Source organism: Pedobacter psychroterrae (genome assembly GCF_004331695.1).
GTDB lineage: Bacteria > Bacteroidota > Bacteroidia > Sphingobacteriales > Sphingobacteriaceae > Pedobacter > Pedobacter psychroterrae.
Genome location: NZ_SJSL01000001.1, coordinates 986057 through 1005131, shown reverse-complemented (window position 1 = coordinate 1005131; position 19075 = coordinate 986057). Strand labels below are relative to the sequence as shown.

Below are 19075 nucleotides of genomic sequence, written 5' to 3'. Positions count from 1 at the left end.
GGGTTTAAAAGTGCATGATCAAAACTCGTCTGCCGCTCAAACGCTCGGCAATCCAAACATGGTTTTGCCCTCGGCCGCTTATGTACCCGACCTTCGACTTGCTGACTATCTTCGTGCAGTCCTTGTCTAAATTCCTAAGTACAAACTCCCGGTAATCTTCTGCGCCTTGCTTTCCAAGCTGATAAATTGCTTTCCCCGATCCATTGTAAGCCTGTAAAAAGCGGGTTAATCCCTTTAATTCTTTGGGAAATACCTGAATTTCCAACAAGGCAAACAGAATATCTTCTTCATCGTCAGAGCCGCCCCGCAACAGATACAAGCCATGGGTGTGCTCTCGCCATCCGTTATAGCCATGCAGGCAGCAAAAAGCGCAGGCCAGATTAAATATTGTGATTTCATTTTCACCCTGATCGGTGTATAGCGGAACGCCTTGCGCATCTAAAGCGCATAGTCCTATCGGTGCATGTGGTAGCTTTTTCATTTATTTTATATTATTTTTAATGGTAATGAAGCTGTCTAACGACGGTTTCATTTTAGTATCAGTTAAGTAAATATTTGAGTGCTTCTTTCTAAAGGGGGATTGCTCCCCCGAAAAATGAGACAATTATCTGTGGAAGCGGAAAAGGCGGGTTCCACGACGTTTAAGGTAGCTGGCCGTGTAACCATTATCCTCAATGATTCCCCGTACCAGCTTTTCCGCAACTTCCGCGGTATGGCGGTCTCCGGGGTGCATTTTCGAATCATCCAGATTGATGAAATGCTTTAGCACTTTTGCGAGTTCAAAAAGCGCTTTTTTCTCTGTTCTCTCGTTATATGTACACATGACTGGAAGATTAATTGGAAGATTGTACAGCTAAACCTTGGGCAATCTGCCTGCCCCAGTAAATGGCATTGTTAGAAATGTGCCTTTGCCAGGCCACTTCTGAGCGGCACCAGCGGAAACCGTGCTGCTTCAATCGCTTGATGACTTCGGCCGCAGGCTTACCGTCAAAAAACAACTGCAAGCGATTGGCCTCCCTGTTCTCAAAAATCCGCACCCCATTGATTACCACATGCACCGCAATGGTATCCGCTATGGATTTTAAGCCTGCGATCCGTTTCTCTATCCGTTTGATACTGGCATTGTTATTGGTCAACCGAAAAGGCGGAAAGCCAACACCCCACCATTCCGGCGTTGTCAACTCCCCCCACATTTCCGCTTTAGCGAACTTCAATTTCAGGAAACCCTCCAAGTCGTTTCTCTTCACCATCCTGTTGGCCGCCTTCATAAATACCTGCGTCCCCTTCAACACCGCCAGCTTCTGCTCTAATTCCAAAAGCGCCTCCGGATCATCCGAAAAAATCGCATCATTCTCTTTTATGCTTTGCGCCCGCTCCGCATAATATTCGGCTTTTTTACCCGCAGCCACAGAGCGGCCCATCGTGTTATCAATCTTCTCCCTGTAATTTCGATCCCGACTCTCCGAATGATGCCCGACCAAAATCGGCTGCCCCATCGGGATCACGCTGGACATTGCTTTTGTTCTCAAATAAAGCTGATCAGATTCAGCCTCGTTTTTCGCCACGTGATTTTCCGCATACTCAATGCGGTTTTGCTTACGCTGATGAAAGTCATGTTTCATAATAAATAATGCACTTGAACGGCTGCACCAAACCGGTTTTAAGGGTTGAAAAATCTGTTGCCTCTTCCTCCTGTCCGATCCTCCACAGAGCTTTTTTCCAAAGAAAAAAGGACAAAAAAGAAAGCACCAGAAACATGGCTGACCAGACCGGAGCGCAAGCAAGTCCCGAAGGGTGGCGCAGCCATTCTTGCGCGCAGGTATGAAGGCAGCCAATAGTTTCGCTTTCCTTTTTTGCCCTTTTTCTTAAAAAGCGTCTCTTCATCACCCGTCCTTATCCAAGCCACTCCCTTTATGCATTCAAGAAAGCAACCGATGAACCATAAGCCCAACTCCGATAAACTCCGATTGAAAAGCGGGGCTACCGGGACATAGCAGCACCATAGCACCTTTCCAAAAAAAGAAAAACAGAATTAATCAATTGCCGGACGGATGCCCGCACCACTAGAAACCTGGACTTTCTTAACAGGCACCACATTCAACATCGGATACATTCGCTTAGCCAGCTCCATGGCAGCTAAAATTGAACAGGTCTTTGCCACACCCATCCCCACAAACCGGCAATAATCCGACAGCTCCAGATCTGACAGCTTCAATAAATTCCCGCCCACGCTTTCCAGAATCCGTCCCGCCAAATCAACTGCGGTCTCGCGCGGCGTACCCGAACCAATCAACATCGCCAGCAACTCCGCATTGCTCATTTTATCCCGGCCACGCTCCAGCATTTTCTCACGCGGACGAAGTTCAGGCTCCCAGCTCTTGATGCCACTAGCGCGCCTTTCGATATTTCTACTATATAAATCCTGAACCGTCATATTCTGCTCATCCTGATAAGCCACCGTCCTGAACAACGAAGACAGGCACGCGATCAGCACGTGAAAATGTTCCTCAAAAAATGCAACGCTTTGACGGGTATAACTACCATCAGGCTGCGCATCACTCCTAGTAATGGAGATATAGTTGCTGTTGTTCCTAGCCAGTTTGAAATCCAGGAAATAATGTCTGCTACCGCAGGAAAAGCTTTCTGAAGCTAAAATGTTGTGGTTTTTCATAACGATAAAAGTTTAGTGCAACCCAAAGTTCCAGCAACCGGAACCCAGCATTCGGTATTATTTCAACTTACCTGATCTAAATTTCTGGTTAACCGATCCGGGTATAGCCTTACCCGATCCTCAAACTTTTATCCGGGATAATATGTTAATAACCAGAAGCCTTAAACTAATCATTATGAGCGAACCTTCAGAAATCAGGTATTGCAGGCAATGTGAAAAACAAATGTATGGCAGGTCGGATCAGGTATACTGTAATGACACCTGTAGAAATAGATTTAACAAGCAAAAGGAGAAACAGGCGAAAACTCCGCCGCATCCTAAAGAAAAAGAGATATTCTCCATCATCAGGCGGAACTATGAGATTTTAAAAAGACTCACCCCAAAAGGTATTTATGCTGGACACCAGATCAGTTATTCGTTAGACATTTTACCGGCACAATTCAATAAAAACTTCTTCACGGGCACAAGTGAGACCCAAGAAGGATTTTGGTATCTGTGTTTCGATCGTGGATGGAGGATACAAGGTGAGACAATAATATTGCGAGATTTTGCGGAAATAGAAGTAATTTGACCAATTCGGCTTGCAATCCCAAAGCTGTTTCCTATCCGTGTAATGTAATTATAAAATATCACGTCTTACTCCTGCTGGTACTCGAACGCCTGACGGATCATTTCCATTACATAATCAAGGCCAGTTTCATTCTCTAAACCAATTTCTACCTCTCCATTTCCCCATCTACCTAAATCAGACACATCTTTACAGAGTCCTTTCGGATCGTTAATTTTGGAAAACTCCATGTTTAGTGACAGTCTAAGCTGTTTTTTCTGCGGGACGACATCCACAAAATTGGTCTGGGTTTTAAAGGCGATGTACAGCTTTTTAAAGTCAATCCTAACGCTGGCATCCAGATTCAGCACCCTTTTTTCAAGCTTCTTATATAACTCCAACATTTCATTATGTAGATATTCATATTGGTCAATCTGATAGGACAATTTACTTTTGCTTGGTTCAGGTTCTCTGTAAGCCAAAAGTACATCCGACGACAGTATCGGGGACTTCCAAACCTCACAAGCACGCTGCGCTAAGACTGACACCCGGGATAAAATGGATTGCTCGTTCCATACCTCAGCTTCTCGAACAGACGCATTCAGAAACAAGGGGCTTGTATTAAATCCACCGGGAATGGTCTTTTTATCTGCGAAGGGGCGGTCAGATAATTCCGAATTATAGCCGGTAAGCGTCAAATTCCCCAAAGTATGTAAGTACCGGTTTTTAACCTGCTCCCATTGTTCACCCAGCTCCAATTTCCATTCACTAGAAACATTGGGATTTTGTGGTAAGATATGTTCAATGGTATAATTTTCAGCATTAACCAATTCTTTTCTTTTCCAATTTTCAAGAGATTCTAGCAAATAATTTCTATTCCGGAATCCATAAATATCTTTGACAATCAGTTCCCCGGCAAACTCCTCGTCCGTAGGAAACTTCCTATAACCGTCCATCAACAAAAAAGTTGCTTTAAGCGATTCCAGGTACGCCTCCTTTTTAACAGACCGATACAGGGTTGCAAAAGTCTTGTTTAGGCTATTAGTCGGAATGCCGCATATCGCTCTCCTAAAGACATAGCGGATTACCACATCTAAAATTTCTAAAAACGCTGCTTTTGCGACCAAACCTGTCTCATAGTCGGCATATACAGCAAGCAGGAACGGGTATGAGGTATCTATTTTTAGCTTGGTAATTTCCTTAAATCGGCTGAGCAGATCCGGATCAGGTTCCATCGACAGTGCCATCCGCACGTAGTATTTTGCGAAAGTAAACAGATCTTTTACGGCATCTTCGATCGAACTAAAGCCCCATTTTGACGCCAGAAAAATTTTGTAAGTATCATATACCAAATTGATATTGGGTATCGCCGATTCCTTCATGGTTAAATAATCCCGGATAAACCAGGGCAAGGAGCTGATATGGTTCCCAAATCGCTCCTCCATAGGGAACCAATATTTTTCATAAAGCTCAGTCTGATGGCTAACTGGCTGACCCATCAAGATATAATTTCTGATCAGGTCCGCTTGCGACAGATCCAGACCCGTTGAATTTAAGCTCTCAAAAATCAGCTGAGGATTGTCTTTATCCATTTCCAAAATCACATCCACGATGATCAGCTTTTTGACCCCGAGGTAAATCGCCTCAAAATTTCCCTGATCAATCTTGGCTTGGAAATAAGTATAATTTTCCAGTATATGTTTGGATGGGTTTGCGTCTAGGCTGTCAATTCCTTCTATCAATTTGATATAAGTCTCTTTATCTTTCCTGGTGAGTAGCAACTTGTATCTAGATTCATCCTTGCGATGCTTATTTACCAAATAGGTCTCCTGAACTTCCTCCCAGCTCTCGTCTTCCAAACTCGACTGACCGTTGTGCTGCAAATAGTGTGTGAGAGCCAATAAAAGTAACGATATAGTTGTAAGCCGCTGCTGGCCATCTATCACCAATAACTCAGGTACGCTTGTAATAGGTGCATTTCCAGGTTTAAAGTAAACGACGGAACCAATAAAATGCGACAATTGCCCGGGATCATTCCCTATCCTTAGAACGTCCGCAAAAAGTTGTTGACACTGTTTGAGCTGCCAGGAGTAGGTCCTTTGGTAGATAGGGATCGTAAACTGCTTCTTCCCGTCGAGCAGGCTAAGTAATTGCGCTTGAGTAGCTTCCATATTTAGATTTGAGAATAGTTATTTATTTGGTTGGATGAAATTACACAATTTCATGAACATGCTCTTCGCCAAACCAGGCTTTGGCTTTGGCGACCACCCCAGGCTCAGGGCTATCGAAATAAACGATTAAATTTTCTTTGGCCCGGGTGCAACACACATAGAATATTTTTTGCGTCTGTGCTAGTACACGATCTGAGCCACCACCAATAAATAGGCTCTTAAAATTGTATTCGTTCCACTTCCCATTGTCAAGATTCACCAGCACGTTGTCAAACTCAGCTCCTTTAATCTTATGCTGGGTGGAATAAGGAGTGTAACCTTCCAGGTAATAGAAAAGCTTTTGAAACTGAGAAAATGGAATCTGTTTTACACGGTTATACAGGTACTGTTTTTCCTCTACAAAACGTGTTAAACGATCATCGATTCGGCAAATTCCCTTTTCATCAGCAAATTTAATCACCTCATCAATGTTGCAAGTAGACATGCAATTCAGTTCCAAAATCACATTTTTGATGTCGATCTTATCCTGTACAGAAGTGACTTTAATCTCGGTACGCCTGATGAATTCATTGTATTCCTTATTTAAGTAGAGATGAATCAGAAACTGGATTTTAAAAAGATGTCTCACGAGCGCATCACGCTTTGACCCTTTTTTATTCTCATCATCCTCATCCTGTTTTTTATCGTCGATCAATGCTTCCTTAGATTGATACATCTTACGGACAACGGAAAATGGTAAATCTTTCAATTCGTCATACAACAACTTTTTTATTGGGTCGCTAACAATCAAATCAAGCTTCGAGTCCTTTCTAACGTGCAAGTTTAGCTGAGCTGCAACTTCATGAAAGGTCAAATCTTCAGGAATTATGAGCCCGTTCTCCTTAATATGCTTTTTTAACTCACCGCAAAATTTCAAAATGGGATCCTTGTCATATATTTCAATTAGATCCTTGAAACCAGCTTTTGGAGCAATCAAGTTATGTGTCAGATTAAGTTCTTTGGTTCTTTTAGCGTCTTCAAAATCCCAACCAGCAAAAAAACGTGTGGTTTTTGTAAAGGCCAAATCCCTGGAATAAGAGTACAAAAATTCAATTGTTCCCGCTTTTACCCTCCCATCAATCATATTTGGTGCTTTAGGGTCTGTAGAGGGCTCCTGCCTCAAGCCATCTGTACGCAAACGGTTTGCAAGTTCAATCACCAGCGAGGGATTTCTACGGTTTTGTTCTTTCTTTACCTCAGCCACTAATTCCTCGCTGCCAGTACGGTAGGCATCAAGATCGCCGATACCATCTTCATAGATCGCTTGCATGGCATCGCCAAAGAAACCAATGATATTCTTACGTCCGCTTTGTCTAAGGTGCAACAGGAATATATCTACCACAATCTTGTGGGTGTCCTGGTACTCATCAATAAATACAAACTTGAATTTATCCTTTAATATATCGCTCAATTTCACATACCGGGCAAACATATAGCCTGCCAAAATGATCAGTTCGTCATGAGAAATAAAGCCATCCTTCAGGCTTACCCACTCTTTATACTGTATCCCCTTTTCATGTTGATCGAAATAATCGGCAGGCACCGGTGCTTCAGTAGAAGCAATTGCTTCAACGGCAGGATCATTAATTAAAGCCACCATGGCAGCTTTGAGTTCTTTTTGGAAGGACTTAATCTGGTCCCACAAAAAATCGTGGATGGTCGAAACAGTTAAATTTTGATGGTTTACACGGTCCTCAATTTCCCTAACTGCCGCGTTGGTATACGTCATGCAGGCAACATGGGCAGCTGGATTCCGGTTTATCGCTTCACGTATCACCTGCACCAAGGAGTATGTTTTACCACTTCCTGCACCACCGCTCAATAAAAAATTTTTACCCTGATCTATACATTCAAAAATTTGAACGACTTCAGGTTCCAAAGTTATTTCTTCAACCATAACAAGCCCTCTTTAATGTAAGCAGGAATATCCCAGTTAGTGAAACCAGCGTCACTATAGTAAAGAATGTCTAAAGCAAAATGCGTTTTTTTCTTGATACAGCGATCTGCCAGAACATAAGCATTGTTGGCAGCGTTGTCTAGAAGTGCGGCGTTTTGAATCGCTTTAAACAGCGACTTATGATCAGCCACAAACTTTCTGTTCAGGTGAATAAATGCATCTTCAAAACTCCTTGCGTGATAACTGTTCTCCTCTGTTTGATAGGCAAGACACAGGTCGCCGTCGGCAGCCACCGCCCAGGTGGAAGCCTTTTTCAATATCTTATTGGCATGATCCAATGTTCTAAGCGCCACAAATGTTTGTCCGCCTAGAAAAAAATTCAGCGCTTCGTTCGAATAGTCGATTCCGGCGGCAACTTCACAAGCGGCACCATCGGTGTCAACCGAATCCAGGTCGGTAATTATTAACGATTTGATGCCTAGGAAGTCGATAAACTTCTCAAATATTTGTGAATGAGCCCCAACTTCAACAATAGATATGTTTTGGGAAAGTAGGGCTAGTTGATCTGGAGCTACTCCATCCTGCTTACATTGACGTTCGTATTCAACATCTAATTTTTTCATCATGGTTGGCAGTAGGATCCTTTCGGTATCTCCTTCAATCAGAATTGCTTTGTCTGCAAAGAAGAGCTCTGCCCTGCTGATGGTCAGGTATTGCTTCAGGAACTCGTATTGCTTAGTCCCAACTGCATATTCTTTCATCAGGTCTTTCAGGTTTTTTGCCACGACGACTTTTCCAACGCGCTTAAAATACTTAATGTCATCGAATTCACTCTCTGAAACAATGTGAGATGAATGGGTACTGATAATGGTCTGCAACTTTCTGTTTTCTCCATCCGCTCTTTGTATACCATTAGCCAAGAGCACTTTAATGTTTTTTATAAACACATATTGCATCTGTGGATGGGTGTGTGCTTCAGGCTCTTCAATAAATAACAAATTGATATCGGCCGGAACTTCAAACTTTTCCTTTTTGAATTCCTGCAATAGAATCTCAATTTCAAAAATCATACTGATCAGGTTCATATACCCAAGACCATTATAGTGTTCTGGCAAACGATCCTTTTCGTTATGGCGGTACATGACTGTGGTATTTCCTTCTAAAAGTTCCCGGTGTTGTAAGGTAGATATGATCTCAATGATCGAATCACCACGTGTAATGCCGCCAAATTGGGCAACTTTTCCAATCACGGTTTCAAACAACTTCGCATAAATACCATCGAGTTGTAAGTCCGTATCGGTCAAAGCATCTTTGAAATCTTCGATGGCCTCCAGTTCCTGCTCGTTCGCCTCGGTCTTTTTGTAAATACGGGAAGATAGAGATGACAGAGACTTATCCGGCTCTTTATTAGAAACCTCTCTTTTGGCCCGTATGAACTTGAAATTTATGATCTTACTGATATTAACTTTCTCTTTCTGCTTTCCCAGGTCAATGAAATTTTTATCATTTTCAAAGGGATGTAATGGATCGTCGATGTTGTATTCCAGCGCCTTTTCAAAGAGGGTAAAATACCCTTTAAAATGCTTATTTAAGTAATGACAAACGTCCAGTATTTTAGCTTCTGAACTTGGGCTAACATCTTCATCGGCAGCTTGTGCTGAATCACTATCACTCGTCCCCTCCCCAAAACTGTTTGCAAATTCCGTAAAAAGGTCAGTTAAACCGGACTTTGTCGGAACTGGCGCAGGTTCGTTAGCCGCTTGCTTACCCTTGAGCCGCGCCAAATGTTTGGCTTTGTATGCAGCGAAGTCCGATTTCAATTGAAGGTATTGCTCATAAGTCATCCTGTACTCAAATGCCAAGACAACTGTTTTGTTGTCAGGATCTAAATCCATCATGATTTTACTGATATTACTCAGGTCGTCACTTTCATCATAACTGATGAACAGCTTTAAAGACAGTCCCATAAACGGAAAATCAATTTCACCGACATTTGCCTCCAGCATCTTCTTCAGATCATCTTTAAATTCAATATTGAAATCATCAAAACTGAATGCATTCCGTGTTGACCTATCACCAATTGTCTTTTCCAGAATAGAAAGAAGTGAGGTCTTTCCGCAATTGTTTTTGCCAATGACAAGAGAAAGATTATGCTCAAGATCCATTTCAAAGTCCTTAAGCAGACGGTAGTTTTTGACTTTAACTCTTTTTAATATCATGTGGCGTTAATTTAGATGAAGGTAACAACGTTTGTTAATTTCGGTTCTGTCGTCTGTTTGACAGTTTCTCCCAAATTTTCCGTAAAGCATTTACATCACTTTGTGAGTAAGCTAATTTTTTGATCAGAAGCTCCTGATCCACCAAATCCAAGGCTTTTCTAATCTCTTTTTTTCGAACCAGTGAGTCAAGCTCAGCAAATAGTTCATCGGATAACTCAGTCAATAGCGGCAATGGCAACTCCCCAATTTCAGTAGGCTCAAACGTCAACACCCCGCCCCCATAACTCCTTCCTGTAACCTCTGAAAATGCAAACGTCAGCGAGTTCAAAAATGAAGCAATGACAAACTTTGGATCTATTGTCGTTTTAAACCGAACCCTGTGAATGGTATCGGTTGAAGAGGCTTCCGTATTATTCAAAATCAATTTTGGAAAATCTCCTACCTGACGTAGCGCAAACGCATCCGGACGATAAATTGATGGCGTAATGTACCATCGCTTTCGGATCTTACATTTATACCCCGTATGGAACTTTTGCTCCTCCCCATATTTGATATATTTTTGGCAGGCGACCGGCAACATGTCGAAATCTTCGTCAGGCGGCATAAACAGGTATCCTTCTATATTAGCGGCTGCATTGTTATCGAAATCCTGATCACTGAAATCAATTCCCTTGAAATGATTGGATCTGCCAACTACTTTTTTGGTATAAGGCAAGATATCCCATTTCTGTGCAGTCTCTTTATTGATCATAAAGAATTCATTCCTGCCAGTTACCAGACCAACATTCGTGTCCATGATGGTCTTAGCCAACACTACCCGTCTGTCCTTCCTGATTTTTCTCAGAAGCTCAATCTCGTTTTTATCCAAAAAATATTTCGTCCATTTTTCAGAATCATGTTCCAGCTTCTTGATAGAAAGTTTGTTTACTGCCTTGAGATCGAGTGTTTCCAGATCATCAAGACCATTGAGCTCTACCACACGGATGCCTTTAGCATTCGCAGCTTCCTTTTCACAAAGCAATAGCACAACTTCTTGTTGAATGTCAGAAAAAACAAGCTTCTTGAAGGTAACGATCGTAATCCGTTCAAAAAAATTTGAGAGATAAATACGAGTTTCAGCCGCATATTTCACCTGGAAAAGTTCCGCAGGTATGACCATTCCCAGCTTTCCTGTTGGAGTTAATAATGAGGAGGAAATCACCAAAAATGGCACCCAAATGTTGGTCAATTTATTCGGCTGCAAGCCAAGACGTTCCATCATTTCGATGGCTAGCGTACGGTGTTCTTCGGGAAAATTCTGGTAACGGATAAAAGGTGGATTACCAATTACCGAGTCATATTGTTCAGGATCGCTTTCATTCAAATAACCAAAAAAATCAGAATTCACGATAGTGTTTGAGTTTAATCCCAACGTTTTAGCGCGCGCCTTCGCTTTAATGGATTCTTCCTCAATTAGTTCAATTCCTTTGATCCTACCCCTCAGCTGATCCCCTGAAATACCCAACTCATTGAATCTTAAAATTGCCTCTTCTACAAAATTGCCATCTCCGCAACTAGGCTCAAGTACCTTATTTGTATTTTCGTCAACAGCCCATTTGCAAAGAAACTTCGCAATCTGTTTAGGTGTATAATATCCACCTCTTAACTTTTGAGCTGTTAGACCGTCTTTAATTATTTCCATAGTTATTCTCCGTCCATCAACTGGTTCACAAACATTTCATCGTTCAATACCAAGTCAACTTCTGCTTCTGTTATGCCGTACAAAGTATTTACGGCGGTCATTAATTTTTTATTTAGTGTATCTATTTTGCGCTCCATTACCAGGCGATTCGAGCCGTAAGAACTTGCAAGCTTACCTTTAGCCAGTATAAGCTCCTTAACTGCATCTACAATTTGCTGATAGATTGCCTCCTGTTTTTTATCCTCTAAATCGACTGTTTTAATCGGTAGATTTTCAATAAACTGTTTACCATGGGAATAGTAAGCTCCGCGAAACTCACTGGCTCCGGCCTTAACCAGTCGTTCAATTACCGGATGTGCCATGATGCCCAGGAAATAAAATATCGACAACTCTGAGTTGTTGATCATTGAACAATAAGGTCCGTTTCCACCACCAGTGAACATGATATTTTGTTCATCATAAATATAGGAAGGCTGAGTAGATAAAACTGGCCAGATAAGCTTTGGCGTATTCTGGAACCTGCTTAGGCTCTGAGATCTTCCGAATTCATACCACTTTGGATCTTTCCCGTTAATGCTTCGCTTTTCTAATACTGACCTGTTCGCCTTTAGGTAATTCCAGCAAAGCGGAAAATCGCTTAACATTTCTTCTTCTGTGTACAAAACTGCCCGTCCACCGTCCACGTGATAAGGAAATATCATTTGCGCATTTGGTTGAATGTGATCGTAAAGTGAAAAAGACAAGTCTAGTATACATGGCACACAGATGCTTTTTTCAACTTCCCACTCAACTCCGGCTGCAACAAACTTAAAAGTCGAACCAGTCTCAGAGGAGACCTTAAAAATATATACGGGGTCTTTGCTAGTTTGAACACCTACGCAGATGCTTGCGAATTTTTTTAGTGGCTCCACACCACCGCTCACCAATTTATTAAAAATTGTTTCGGTTGCCTTGGATAAAAATATCCAGGGAGAGCCATTAAAATTCTCCTGCTTGTATAAACTAAACCCATCCTGAGCATTGAGCAAATAATGGCTAAGTCTTTTGATACGTTTAAACTCGAACTGCTCTTTTGGCTGTTGCTGCAAAATCAGAATCGCGGTATAGGTTGACCTGTCCGGGAAAACTTGTGTTACGCCAAAGTGGATAATTCTTGAAATGTTCGAGGAATCTGTAATGAAGCTTCGTAAGGTAGTTCCCCCATGGTTGATAAAGAATTTATGAGGAACAATGTATCCAAGAAAACCGCTAGAATTCAATAAGGCAATGGCACGTTCTATAAAAATAAAATATTTATCAACTGCATCCTTCTGGGCAACTTTATAGCCATAAGACTTATTCTGGTAGAATAAAATCTCCTCCGGGCTATATTTTTTAAGGTTCTGAATTCTTACATAAGGAGGATTTCCAATAATGGCATCAAAGCCACCTTTGGTCGCAAGAAAAGGAAATTCGGAAGACCAGCTGAACGGTTTCACCCTGTTCAACAATGCATCATTATGGATAGCTCCGGGCATAAACTCATAGAATTGATCATCTACAAGCGAATTGCCACACTTAACGTTGGCCGATAAATTTGGCAGCACCTGCTGCGCGTACCGGGCAATAAAATCCTGAACCGTAGGTCCACTTTCGTCTTCCAGCAATTTCAACAATAAACTGAATTGAGTAACCTCTGCAGCATAAGGATTAATATCGACACCAAATATGTTTTTTTCCAGGATCTGCCGCTTTGCTTTAAAAGTCAAGCCATATGACCGATCAGATCCTTCGTAGATGAGGTGCCGATCATGGCTGCCCTCCCGCTGCAAAGCTCCGACTACTTCCCGCAATAAAAAATCATAAGCAGAAATTAAAAAAGTTCCCGATCCGCAACAGATATCTGCAACCTTCAATTCCATTAGTTCCGAAGATGACTTACCAGCCATTAAAGGTTGCAATGTCTCTTTGACGATTTGCTCGACGACCAACTTAGGAGTAGAGACAACCCCGTTAGATGCAACCACTTCTGGCTCCATCACAATCGAAAGCTGACGATCTTCATCCATGACTACATGACTACCTAAAAACTTCTCGTAAATTTGGCTGAGTATTGAAGGGTCCACGACTGCAAAATCGTATGGACTTAAAGGATAATAAAGGTCGTTAAAAATTTCAATTAGAACTTCTGAGTCTAAAACAATATTTAGTGATAAAGTGTCCTCAATAAAGTTGAATAACCCAGAATTATACTTCAGATCAGACTGTAAAAACAGGGCTTTTAGCTGTTCGTAGTCAGTAATGAATCTAAGTGTCTCATACTTTTCTATCGTTCTATCTTCACATATACGTAGAAAAACAATTCTGTTCAACAAGCGCTGAATTAAGAAATTGACATCTTCGCTGGTAAGTCTGATATTTCTGCCAATTGCAGATTGAGCCAGCTTTCTACGCCAGTTCTCAATCTGTTCTAAAAAATATGAATCAAAGCTCTGCCCGATGCGGTCATAAATGGAAAATAGATCTTCCAGCTTGCCAGCAAAAGCACTTTCAAAAGAAATCAGCTCATAGATCTCATCATAATCCTCTGCGAATCGAGCAAATTCGAAAACCTTGATTCTCGAAACATGTTCATTCTCCCCAATTCCCGGTTTATTTCTACAATCATAAATGATTAATTTTTCAAAGTTAGAGAGGACTGAAATACTTAGGTCAGCATTCCATCCGTATCTCCTAATCTGGAAGGCTGATGATGCTGAATTTAGGATATCAACGGCAGGCTTTTTCGCCTCAACAAAAAGCTTTCTTTGTCCCAATACCCTCAAGGTATAATCAGGATTTTTTTTAGCATTATCATCAGCAACAGCGATGGACTCTTCTTGAATGACATCCCTTAAAAATTGGTTTTTGCCACTAGTATTGTCAACGTCCCAACCAAAAGATTTCAACAGAGGTGACAAAAAATCATTTCTCAATTGAGTTTCATTGTAACTACTCGACAAAAATGAACTACGTTCGGATTCAAAGGCAGCGATCAATCTTCTCAGCTGACCAATACCTTCAGCCTTATTTCTAGCAACGATATATGACATACGGCTAGCTTCGGTTAAGTGTCAACCCCTTTATTTCCCGCTGCGCCAAGTCAATAGCTTTCAAGGCAACAGGCTCATTACTTACTAGCTCAAGAACCTGGTCTGCCAGCCATAACGTTAGCAATTCATGCTTCTTGACTTTTAGAATCTTTTCAAAAAGTGGGACTTGCTCCTTTTTCGCCTTTCTTTCCCCGCGCTCGATCTTGCTGAGCATAGGCGTATCTGTATTTAAGGCACTAGCTATTTCTCTTTGAAAAAGATGATTTGCTTCACGCAACTGTTTAATTTTAGTTCCAAACTGATTCGCCATTTTTCTATTTTAGACTTGTCATAATTAGACAATTATAAGCTAAAAAAATTAGCAAATGAAATGTTTTTATCCACACGATTTCGAATTAAGGCTATAATAAGCATGATTTCCGGGATATGACCACGAGCAACGTCTCCCTAAAAACTCGCATCTTTATCATAGGATAGATCTAAAACCACATAATACTGAATATCCGGTTTAGTATTGTCAGGATTTGGCTTTATTTCGCCAAGCCCAAGTTTTGTATACTGACCAGTTTCTATCTTTGAAATCAGCTCTTTTTCGAATTCGCTTGCCTGATCCCCGAGCCGTCTGGCGGATTTTTCCAAAAGTTTGCCCAATGAGATTGAATCACCGACTACAAACTTATTTAGTCTAAAATTTAGTAAGGTTCTGAACCCAGCAAAATCCGGGATCATTTTCTCCAATCCACCCTTAATCTGTTGATCAATCACATAGAGGTTGTTCAACAAATTTTCAATGATATGCAAAACCACATGAAGATCTTCTTTCTTTGGTACAACCATCGCGTGAATGGAATCGTTACCTAAAAACCTTATTGTGTGCAATCTTGAAGCTTCCTTTAAGGTTATTAATTTCTTTTGATACATCTTGTCAATTTGCTGTTTCAAATCTTCAAAGTCTTTAATACGGATTTTCTGATCAATACAAATAGCCTCAATAATTGCCCTGAAACCTACACCGGTCAACAGGTAGGCTTCTGATGTAAAAGCTTTAATTGTATCCTGGTAAACAGCGATGATGTTATCAGGTATATAATGTGTCTCGAGTTCATTACGATGCCCTTCAAGAGCTTTAGGGAAATAACTGACATCGGTTTGGGGGAAGTAACTACCTGAATCTGGATCATATTCCATTGACTCATGATCAATAACTTCTTTCCGAAAGGACACATTATTACAACCATTACATTCTACAACAGCATAATGATGGGTAGTTTGATAATCCCAATTGCCTTCAACCGTATGAAGTCCTTTTACAGTATGATTTGTCAGTTTATAACAAGCTGTACAGTAATTATAAATTTTAGTTTCGAGTTTCAATTTCTAAACATTTATTAATAACAGTTTAAGATCATTTCGAAATCACTCATAATGATCAAACGGTAAATAGGGTAAGATGCGGATTATGATACCAGACAAGATCATTATTTTCAATAATAAGGTAAAATGATATTTGCTCAAGAGATGGAAGCAGAAAATTTTCTATGACTAACTGGGCAACATTGCCGGTCTCGTGATGAATGGTCATTGTCTCATGGTTCAAATGAAATTCCGTTGCCTTGTTGTGCACAACAGAATTTCTGAAAGCATAAACTAGTTTATGAAAAATATCTGGCAGTGTCATCGCTGTAATAGCAGCGTACGAAAATGGGTTCTTTCCATTTATGAGCATCAATTCAAACAATCTGTTTAACTGATTTATATCAATTATGTGGCCGGATAATGCTTGCCAATCCACAAACATTTTGTCAGTAAATGTAACGTTGGGCTCAATTTCACGCTTCATTACCTCCTTGAGTAAGGCCTTAATAGCATCAGGCTCACTCTGTTCGACGCTCTTATAAAGACTTCTAAAATCTCTGATCGAAAATGGCAGGTTATTTCTCCTTCGCTCAAGCTCCACAATTGGTTTGCGGAACATAAAATGCTCAATTAAATGATAAATACGCAAATATTTATCTAAGATATCTTGTTGGCTATTATATTCGCTAAGAATCATAAGCGAATCGGAAAACTGTTGGAATTTTTGATCTGATAGAATTTTACGGGATGCACTAACAGATGGAATACCTGTGTAATTGACTGGCTCATGGACAAGTTTCCCTGCCTTGACCAAATGTAGAGCAGCGCAAGAAAATACAGCTTCTGCCTGGCCTTGCTGAGCCCTCCTTATCAATACAAATTGTCCCTCAATTAAAGGCGCGGTTGCGTGACCAAGCTTTTCAAGTAAGTGAAAAAGCAGATCCATGCCAAACAATGCGCTTTCAATAAAATTCTGAAGTTCGTTTAAGTCCGAAAGATTAAAAAGTACGATAGAATTTTCAATGGCTGCCGGATCCTCCGATAGGAAATTTGAACGCTGCATAGGGCGGACAATTTCCTCTAAACAAAAAATTTGGTCGTCAAGTTCGACGGTGAGGTCCAGCGGATGCCCACTACCTGAAACCTCCTTTTCAATAACATCAATGATCTTAATTATCATAAGGACTTCGCTAAATCTGCCCACTGGGTGATCTGAAAATTCAGTAGCCAAATCCGATACTGCCGTAGTTAATGGTTGGAAATCATTGTAAATTACGTTTGCTGCCATTGAGGCGACAACAGCATTTTGGTAACCAGCAATTTTTTCTGCCAGTTCAAACAATCTATCCTTTCTAGCCTGATCGGGCTGAACATCTTCATAGGCCTGATATCCTGCGTAAGTATCCGAATAGTCGGCTAAGAGGGGCAAAAATTTGTCGTAAAGAATATTTAGCTTGGCTATCATACGGCTTTATTAAAATATGATTGCCAAATAATGAAATCCGAATAACCAGACAGTAGGTCAAAAGAGGCATCAAAAACAGCCTTTTTATTAACATTGCCAATATTTACTTTAGACAAATTAAGAGAATTTCGTATTTCTTCAAAGTTTTTAAGATTTAGTGCGTGCGGATTTGCTGTTATCTTTTGCGTGAGTTCCGTCAGAGCAACAACAGGAATTAAGTCGCGTTCTTTGGAGTACTTTCCACATGCAGCAAATAATCCAGTTAGGGATGTTTCTCTGCCTAACCATCTTATTGCGACATCACCGTACACTTTAGAAAGCTCGTCATCAAGCAGCATCAATGTGCTAATAAATTGTTCGATGAAATTATAACTTATAAGTTTTTCAAAGATTGTGTCGTCAAAGTCATCAGAGTTCGCTTTCTGTATCAAATTAACGTTATTCGTAATGGGTTTGCCAGCATTAAACGAAAGAACGGAAGTAATGAGATGTGAGAAATGGAATTGGCCTGCAACTCGGTGTTTTGAATAAGCAATGGTTGATGTGTCCCGTTCACGTATAACTTCAAACCCTACATGATTCATATTTTTAAAAAGTGGCAGCATGTTGCTAAATAACAATTCCAACTGATGCTGGTTTTTTACAGCCTTATGGCCGGCATTTAAAATCAGCATTTTATTGACTTCGTCAGGCGGTTCAAGGCCAACCCATAACTCGAACCATTGCGAGCGATCCAAAAGCTGATTTAGAGCTATTGGATCTTCATAAGCATTTTCACTAAAGTAATTTAGTAATTTCTCAAACAGAATAGCTGAACTCTTTATTTCGCGTAGTTGTTCACGATATTCCCTTGATAATTGAGATCTGCTTAGGTCAACGATATTTGGAGAGGCCTTAAGTTCACTTATAGCAAGTTGTATTGTATCATAAATCACTTTAAGCCGATAGGTTCTCTGTAGTCCGTCAAGAACTTTAAAAGCGCCAATTTTTATATTGCCATTATGAGGCTGAAGTGTTGAGTCTTCTGCCACTAAAACCATTTGCGGGATATGCCGTCTTTCAAGGATAGTTTGTATAAGATTATCGAGATAACTGTTGTTGACGATTTCCCTTTGCACCTCGTAATCACGATAATCGCCGGGCAGGCTAGTTATATAATCTGTCAGTTTTACCCTGATAAGATAGCATTTCGCTACACCTTCTGTAATTTCATCAATAACTTCAGCATTCATAATTATTTCAATAGTCAGTAAATTTAATAAAATCTAGCACATTCGAACTGCCACCTAACACTCATTCAGCAACAAAGCTATCTACTTAAAATTTCTACCCCCATGAAACGCCTCTTTCGGCACCACTTCCCTAACCTGCGACCTTTTATCCTGAGCCGGATAAGGAGCAGTTTTCTCATCACCCCGTGCTAATGTCAAAATAGGCAAATCATCAACTTCCCGCTGCACCAGCTTGCCCAGCATCTTGGTAAAATCAAAACACTTGCTTACAATCACATGCACCACCTGGCCTTCCCTTTGCAACCGGCCCTCCACCATCAATAACCTTGAATGCAGGATCTCCTTCCTAAAAGTCTCAAACAACTTTTCAAACACAACCAAATTGGAGTAACCCGATTCATCCTCAATGGTAATAAAACAAACCCCTCCAGCCGTTCCCGGACGCTGGCGAACCAAAACCAATCCTGCTACTTTCACCAGTTGTCCATTGGTCGAATCGTTATTGATCGCATGGCAGGAGCGTATGTTCAGCATATCCAGTTGCGAGCGAACAAAATTTACAGGGTGTGCTTTTAAGGAAAGTCCGACTGTATTGTAATCCTGCACTACATGTTCTCCCTTACTCATCAGCGGCAATTCCACCTGCGTTTCCAATACACTTTCAGACGCCTGACCTTTAAACAATTCTACCGGCATATCCTGCAAAGCAGAAATAGCGCTCAAGGA

General features: G+C 40.9%; 16 protein-coding genes. 1 reads left to right on the top strand and 15 read right to left on the bottom strand.

Annotated elements, in window-relative coordinates:
* Positions 1–4 precede the first annotated feature (4 nt).
* The 5 genes from EZ437_RS04380 to EZ437_RS04360 all read right to left on the bottom strand — a co-directional run bounded on the left by EZ437_RS04380 (position 5) and on the right by EZ437_RS04360 (position 2671).
* Entirely contained in the window at positions 5–481 is a 477-nt protein-coding gene (locus EZ437_RS04380; protein WP_131593612.1) for a hypothetical protein, read from the bottom strand.
* Between the two features lie 123 nt (positions 482–604).
* The gene (locus tag EZ437_RS04375) at positions 605–823 is read right to left on the bottom strand and encodes a hypothetical protein (RefSeq protein ID WP_131593610.1); all 219 of its coding nucleotides are present in this window, start codon (positions 821–823) and stop codon (positions 605–607) included.
* A 10-nt stretch (positions 824–833) separates the two neighbouring features.
* The gene (locus tag EZ437_RS04370) at positions 834–1622 is read right to left on the bottom strand and encodes a DUF3560 domain-containing protein (protein ID WP_131593608.1); all 789 of its coding nucleotides are present in this window, start codon (positions 1620–1622) and stop codon (positions 834–836) included.
* Between the two features lie 38 nt (positions 1623–1660).
* Positions 1661–1906: a hypothetical protein gene (locus tag EZ437_RS04365; protein WP_131593606.1), complete on the bottom strand. Its 246-nt coding sequence runs from the start codon at positions 1904–1906 to the stop codon at positions 1661–1663.
* A 126-nt stretch (positions 1907–2032) separates the two neighbouring features.
* A complete protein-coding gene (locus EZ437_RS04360) occupies positions 2033–2671 on the bottom strand; it encodes a UPF0758 domain-containing protein (protein ID WP_131593603.1) in 639 nt (212 codons plus the stop codon).
* Positions 2672–2846: 175 nt separating this feature from the next.
* Between EZ437_RS04360 and EZ437_RS04355 the strand changes: the two genes are divergently transcribed.
* Positions 2847–3242: a hypothetical protein gene (locus EZ437_RS04355; RefSeq protein WP_131593601.1), complete on the top strand. Its 396-nt coding sequence runs from the start codon at positions 2847–2849 to the stop codon at positions 3240–3242.
* A 65-nt stretch (positions 3243–3307) separates the two neighbouring features.
* On the opposite strand, the gene EZ437_RS04350 is transcribed toward EZ437_RS04355, so the two are convergent.
* From EZ437_RS04350 to EZ437_RS04305, 10 genes are all read right to left on the bottom strand, one after another.
* A complete protein-coding gene (locus EZ437_RS04350; RefSeq protein WP_131593599.1) occupies positions 3308–5389 on the bottom strand; it encodes a DUF262 and DUF1524 domain-containing protein in 2082 nt (693 codons plus the stop codon).
* Between the two features lie 40 nt (positions 5390–5429).
* Positions 5430–7325 carry a UvrD-helicase domain-containing protein gene (locus EZ437_RS04345; RefSeq protein WP_131593597.1) on the bottom strand — a complete coding sequence of 632 codons (1896 nt, stop codon included), beginning with the start codon at positions 7323–7325 and terminating at the stop codon, positions 5430–5432.
* The gene (locus EZ437_RS04340; protein ID WP_131593595.1) at positions 7310–9544 is read right to left on the bottom strand and encodes an ATP-dependent endonuclease; all 2235 of its coding nucleotides are present in this window, start codon (positions 9542–9544) and stop codon (positions 7310–7312) included. The genes EZ437_RS04345 and EZ437_RS04340 overlap by 16 nt, the downstream gene beginning before the upstream one ends.
* A 34-nt stretch (positions 9545–9578) precedes the next feature.
* Positions 9579–11225, bottom strand: a complete 1647-nt coding sequence (locus EZ437_RS04335; RefSeq protein ID WP_131593593.1) for an N-6 DNA methylase — start codon at positions 11223–11225, stop codon at positions 9579–9581.
* A gap of 2 nt (positions 11226–11227) precedes the next feature.
* A complete protein-coding gene (locus EZ437_RS04330) occupies positions 11228–14296 on the bottom strand; it encodes an Eco57I restriction-modification methylase domain-containing protein (RefSeq protein WP_131593591.1) in 3069 nt (1022 codons plus the stop codon).
* 4 nt (positions 14297–14300) lie between these two features.
* Positions 14301–14606, bottom strand: a complete 306-nt coding sequence (locus tag EZ437_RS04325) for a helix-turn-helix domain-containing protein (protein WP_131593589.1) — start codon at positions 14604–14606, stop codon at positions 14301–14303.
* Positions 14607–14743: 137 nt separating this feature from the next.
* Positions 14744–15670, bottom strand: a complete 927-nt coding sequence (locus EZ437_RS04320; protein WP_131593587.1) for a DUF4145 domain-containing protein — start codon at positions 15668–15670, stop codon at positions 14744–14746.
* A 55-nt stretch (positions 15671–15725) separates the two neighbouring features.
* Entirely contained in the window at positions 15726–17117 is a 1392-nt protein-coding gene (locus tag EZ437_RS04315) for a hypothetical protein (RefSeq protein WP_131593585.1), read from the bottom strand.
* Positions 17114–18349 (bottom strand): hypothetical protein, encoded by a 1236-nt coding sequence (locus EZ437_RS04310; protein WP_131593583.1) that lies wholly within the window; start codon positions 18347–18349, stop codon positions 17114–17116. Before EZ437_RS04310 ends, EZ437_RS04315 begins: the two co-directional genes overlap by 4 nt.
* A gap of 81 nt (positions 18350–18430) precedes the next feature.
* Positions 18431–19072, bottom strand: a complete 642-nt coding sequence (locus tag EZ437_RS04305; protein ID WP_225869487.1) for an OB-fold nucleic acid binding domain-containing protein — start codon at positions 19070–19072, stop codon at positions 18431–18433.
* Positions 19073–19075: the final 3 nt, after the last annotated feature.

Bases quoted from the DNA above. Each gene is read 5' to 3' on its own strand.
- EZ437_RS04375 (WP_131593610.1), bottom strand. From the start codon at position 823: ATGTGTACATATAACGAGAGAACAGAGAAAAAAGCGCTTTTTGAACTC.
- EZ437_RS04370 (WP_131593608.1), bottom strand. From the start codon at position 1,622: ATGAAACATGACTTTCATCAGCGTAAGCAAAACCGCATTGAGTATGCG.
- EZ437_RS04355 (WP_131593601.1), top strand. From the start codon at position 2,847: ATGAGCGAACCTTCAGAAATCAGGTATTGCAGGCAATGTGAAAAACAA.
- EZ437_RS04350 (WP_131593599.1), bottom strand. From the start codon at position 5,389: ATGGAAGCTACTCAAGCGCAATTACTTAGCCTGCTCGACGGGAAGAAG.
- EZ437_RS04330 (WP_131593591.1), bottom strand. From the start codon at position 14,296: ATGTCATATATCGTTGCTAGAAATAAGGCTGAAGGTATTGGTCAGCTG.
- EZ437_RS04315 (WP_131593585.1), bottom strand. From the start codon at position 17,117: ATGATAGCCAAGCTAAATATTCTTTACGACAAATTTTTGCCCCTCTTA.
- EZ437_RS04360 (WP_131593603.1), bottom strand. From the start codon at position 2,671: ATGAAAAACCACAACATTTTAGCTTCAGAAAGCTTTTCCTGCGGTAGC.
- EZ437_RS04310 (WP_131593583.1), bottom strand. From the start codon at position 18,349: ATGAATGCTGAAGTTATTGATGAAATTACAGAAGGTGTAGCGAAATGC.
- EZ437_RS04325 (WP_131593589.1), bottom strand. From the start codon at position 14,606: ATGGCGAATCAGTTTGGAACTAAAATTAAACAGTTGCGTGAAGCAAAT.
- EZ437_RS04335 (WP_131593593.1), bottom strand. From the start codon at position 11,225: ATGGAAATAATTAAAGACGGTCTAACAGCTCAAAAGTTAAGAGGTGGA.
- EZ437_RS04345 (WP_131593597.1), bottom strand. From the start codon at position 7,325: ATGGTTGAAGAAATAACTTTGGAACCTGAAGTCGTTCAAATTTTTGAA.
- EZ437_RS04340 (WP_131593595.1), bottom strand. From the start codon at position 9,544: ATGATATTAAAAAGAGTTAAAGTCAAAAACTACCGTCTGCTTAAGGAC.
- EZ437_RS04380 (WP_131593612.1), bottom strand. From the start codon at position 481: ATGAAAAAGCTACCACATGCACCGATAGGACTATGCGCTTTAGATGCG.